Annotated in this window: 4 protein-coding genes; all 4 read right to left on the bottom strand. The window is 58.7% G+C overall.

Features of this window, described 5'->3' with window-relative positions; all coding sequences use genetic code 11:
• Positions 1 to 264: 264 nt before the first annotated feature.
• The 4 genes from ACXRVY_RS19165 to ACXRVY_RS19150 all read right to left on the bottom strand — a co-directional run bounded on the left by ACXRVY_RS19165 (position 265) and on the right by ACXRVY_RS19150 (position 3969).
• A complete protein-coding gene (locus tag ACXRVY_RS19165; protein ID WP_458237993.1) occupies positions 265 to 1563 on the bottom strand; it encodes an oxidoreductase in 1299 nt (432 codons plus the stop codon).
• A 66-nt stretch (positions 1564 to 1629) separates the two neighbouring features.
• Entirely contained in the window at positions 1630 to 2403 is a 774-nt protein-coding gene (locus tag ACXRVY_RS19160; RefSeq protein WP_458237992.1) for an SDR family NAD(P)-dependent oxidoreductase, read from the bottom strand.
• Positions 2404 to 2446: 43 nt separating this feature from the next.
• A complete protein-coding gene (locus ACXRVY_RS19155; RefSeq protein WP_223457518.1) occupies positions 2447 to 3619 on the bottom strand; it encodes an MFS transporter in 1173 nt (390 codons plus the stop codon).
• Positions 3616 to 3969: a c-type cytochrome gene (locus tag ACXRVY_RS19150; protein ID WP_458237991.1), complete on the bottom strand. Its 354-nt coding sequence runs from the start codon at positions 3967 to 3969 to the stop codon at positions 3616 to 3618. Before ACXRVY_RS19150 ends, ACXRVY_RS19155 begins: the two co-directional genes overlap by 4 nt.
• Positions 3970 to 4067 lie beyond the last annotated feature (98 nt).

Raw genomic sequence — 4067 nt, 5'->3', positions numbered from 1 at the left:
TCGAGATACTGATGGATTTGATTTACGGAGCCGTTTACATGCGACTCATGATTGGACACGCCCCACTTAATCAGGAGTTTGCCGAGTCGCACATAAACTTTGTGTACCACTTACTGGGTGTCAATAAGACTGACTCCGAGACCTAGCCGTTGATCAAGTTCAGTACGTAAGCTTGACTTGATCGGATACCGACGTCGAGTCATTGGTTACGAACACCCCGCTCGTCTCGCTATAAGACTTATCGAAGTGCTCGTCCCAATTGGGTCATTTCTTCCGCGTGGCGCGGGCAAGCTTGTCGGCAACGCCCATCAGCACTTTGTTACCCGCTACCCAGACGCCCAGGTTCTGAGCCGGGCTGGAACGTTTAGCCTTCGGATCCTCGCGCCCCATCTCCGGGTTCTTATGACAGGCAACCGGTGCGTTGAGTATCAGCCTGCGCAGACAGGAATTAGAATGGTCGCACCACACGATCTCAGCCTCACGGCCTTCGATAACCTTCACCGCATAATCAGGGTCGGCCAGCATCTGCCGCGCCAGCATGCTTGCATCGACATCACCGTCCCAAATTGCCGCCGCCGCTTGCCGGGGGTCTGGTGTACTGGATAGGAACAGGAGCACCCCGCTTCCTAGTGCCTTGCGGAAGGCCTCCGGCCCCCCGAGAGTCAGCATGTTGCCGGAAGAACTTGGCACATTGTCACGCATCGACTCGTAGTTGCCCTCGCTTAGYGAGATGAAGTCCAGGCCGACCTCGGCGATGTGCGCTGCCACTTCAGCGTAACCCTCAGGCCCCTGGCCGCCGGGCATATGGTCATTCACACTCATGCGCACACCCACCGGATAATCCGGGCCGACTTCGGCGCGCACCGCTGCAACCACGTCGCGCAAGGCTCTTGCGCGATTGGCAACCGAGTCGCCATATTCATCGGTGCGCTGATTGGCCAGCGGGGACAAAAAGGACGAGTAGAAGTAGCACATGTGTGCGCCAATCTCGACGCCATCGAAACCACAAGCCTTGGCTCGGCGTGCACCGCTGACGACGCTCGCCTCGATGTCCTTGATCTCCTGGATGCTGGCCTCGTGTGGCACCGGTGTGATTCGGCCGCCGGGGATGTAGAGATGGTTGGGCAAGCCACCGGCCCCCAGGTTCACCGGCTTCGGGCTGGCCGCCAAAATCCACCGGCCGTTTCGCGGCACGCCCATGCGGCCGAAACTCGGAAACAGCTGCGCGAACACTGCCGCACCGCTTTCATGTACGGCGTCTGTCAGGCGCTTGAGATCATCGACAAATTCGTCCTTGTCAAAGCGCAGGTTTGGCGCAAACGGTGACTCGTTCCAGGCGCGTTCGCTGCATACCGATCCGCCAACGATGGCCAGGCCAAYTCCGCCCTGCGCGCGGCGCTTGAGGAACGCAATGGTCTGCTCGCTTGGGCGGCCGTCTTCGGTTGGGCGAAGTACCGCCATCGGCCCGAGGATAATGCGGTTTTTGATTTGCAATCCGTTGATCTGCAGCGGGCTTGCCAGCACCTTGGCTGCATTGAGGGTATTCATCGAAATGTTAGTCATGGTCAACACTACTCTTGCCTGTACAGGATCGGCCTGCCGGGCTCAGTCATCTGAACCCGACTCGACTTACATGATTGAGCTAGCCCCACCGTCCACAGGGATATTGATCCCAGTGACCCATTTAGATTCATCAGAGGTCAGGTAAAGGCCAGCCCAAGCGACAGCGATCGGCTCGCCTGGCTTACCGGTCAGGGTGCGCTCCACGATCGGAGCCACGGGTGCTTTGTCACCAAACTCCCGATACATCGCCTGAACGGGCGGGGTGTTCATCACACCAGGGCTAACCGAGTTAACCCTTACACCAACAGCAATGCCTTCTGCGGCCAGTTGGCGCGTCAAGGCAAGGACCGCCCCCTTCGCCGCGGCATGCGCAGCCTGCGGCAGCGTTCTCGCTCCCTGCATGCCAGCACCGGAGCCGATATTGACGATGGCACCTTTGGACTTCACCAGATGTGGCCAGGCAAGCTGACAAGCACGCCAGACAAGATCAAGTTCATTCTGGATAGTGAAGACATAGTCAACGTCGCTCTGCACCGCAAAAGGCGCAAAGCGCGGCAGACTGGCATTATTGTAGAGCGCGTCAATTCGGCCATGCCGAGCGACAGCACCATCAATCCAACGCGCTACATCCTCGCGATCGCTGAGGTCGACAGGCGCAACCACGTCGATGGAATGACCATCGTTTTCAACCAGTTTTGCGGTTTCTGCGGCCGTCTGCGGGTTGATGTCKCAGCCGACGACGATCGCGCCTTCGCTGGCGAACAGCCGAGCAGTCTCTCGCCCCATCCCGCTACCAATGCCGGTCAGTAACACGACCTTGTCTTGCAATCGCTTGCTCATACCAATCCTCTAGTAAGGGACTTCATATTATTGTTGTTTTCCATCACGCCTTACGGGTACCAAAGCGAAAGCAGAGGGCGGACGAAAGACCCAATATCAACGCCACCCAGCCCAAGCTGCCATAGCCAACATGCAGGGCGAGCACGCCCCCAAGGAGTGGGCCAGTAGCCGAACCCGCCATGACCATCACCGGGGTGGCTGCGACCACGCGACCGGACGGATCCAGTCGCGCCAGCACCCCGAACGCGAACACATGGGTAAATGTAACGACGGCGATGAGAACCGAGGTTGCAACGATGTAAACCTCGTAACCACCGAACTGGGTCACAGCGACAGCTGCAGTGGCTTGAATCAGAGGGCCAGCCACGACTACGCCCGAGGCCGGCAAGTGGCGTTCGAGAATGCTAGAAAGGGCGACAGGTACGAGATTCACGAAGCCACTGATGACAAGCACCGTGGTGATCTGCGCCGGGCTGAATCCGTGCCAGCCCCCTACTCGCTCGATGAAGCCGAAGACCATCGAATGACTCACCATCAGTAGACTCACGCCGGCGATGCCGAACCACACTCGCGCAGGCAACTTGGCGAGCGTGGATCGATCTTGCTGGGCCGTACGGGCGACGTTCGGAAAAGCAAGCAGTGCGGCCAGTGCGGCAGTGAACATGATGCCCGACATTGTGTAGAAGAATATGTTCGGGCCGATCTTGCCCACTAGCGGAGGCAGCGTCGCCATCACCAGGATGGACACCAGGCTCAGCGAACTAAAAGCCATTGCCGCTGCGCGGTGCGGATTGGCAGTACCACCCATCGTCCCGTGAACTATCGACAGGCCGCAGCCGACCGCCAGACCTGCGACGACATGCGCCGAAGCCAAAAGGACATAGCTGTCACTTACGCTTGCCATGCTGGCGAAGGACATACCAGCCACTGCATAAGACGCCGATGCCATGCGCTTGCGGTTGAGTCGGGATAGTTTTGGTGCGATACACAGACTGCTAAGCACGACCGACCCCAGAAAAAGAGTCAGCAGGAAACCCGCACGCTGCGGATCAAGTGCCAGTTGGCCGATCAGGACGATTCCGACCCAGATCGGCAAAGTGGTGATATCCATCAGGCCAGCGCAATGCCCGATGACGAGCGCTGCGGTACCGTTGCGGGAATCCCTCTGGTTGCCAGCAGCCTTGGTCAGGGTCTCAGAAGCAGAATGTGAGTTCATTGGTCTTTGGCCYTTAGGTAGTCGACGAGCAATTCAAGGTCGGCGTCGGTTATTTCGGTTTTACGAAATGCCGGCATGATCAGTACGCCGTTGCGAACGAAATGTTTGATGAAGGCCGGGGGCATGTCAGTGCGGTCTTCCAGGGCAGACGGTAAGCTGCCGCCGTACTTGGCCGTCAGCGAAGCAGTGCCGGGCATGCGTGGCGCTGCGGCGTGACAGATCGCGCACCACTGATCGAAAATCGGCTTGCCAGGATGCGCCGACACAGCTTGTCTGGCCGGCTCGGAGGCGACCGCCAGACCAGCCATGCATGCCAGCATCATCAGCACGATGAGACGGATCGTCTTCATTTGGCGTCCTTCCTCAAGTGCCTAGGCCAGATGCCGTAGCGGCCCGGCGAAAGAGTTCCGTTAGGATCGATGGCGTCCTTGATGACCTCGTTCAAGCG

The organism is Pseudomonas sp. P5_A2_2, from assembly GCF_054177685.1.
Note: the sequence above shows the minus strand (reverse complement) of the source record. Positions and strands in the feature narration are given on the sequence as shown.

What these genes read in the sequence shown, in the direction of transcription:
- ACXRVY_RS19155 (WP_223457518.1), bottom strand. Translation starts at nt 3,619, where the DNA reads ATGAACTCACATTCTGCTTCTGAGACCCTGACCAAGGCTGCTGGCAAC.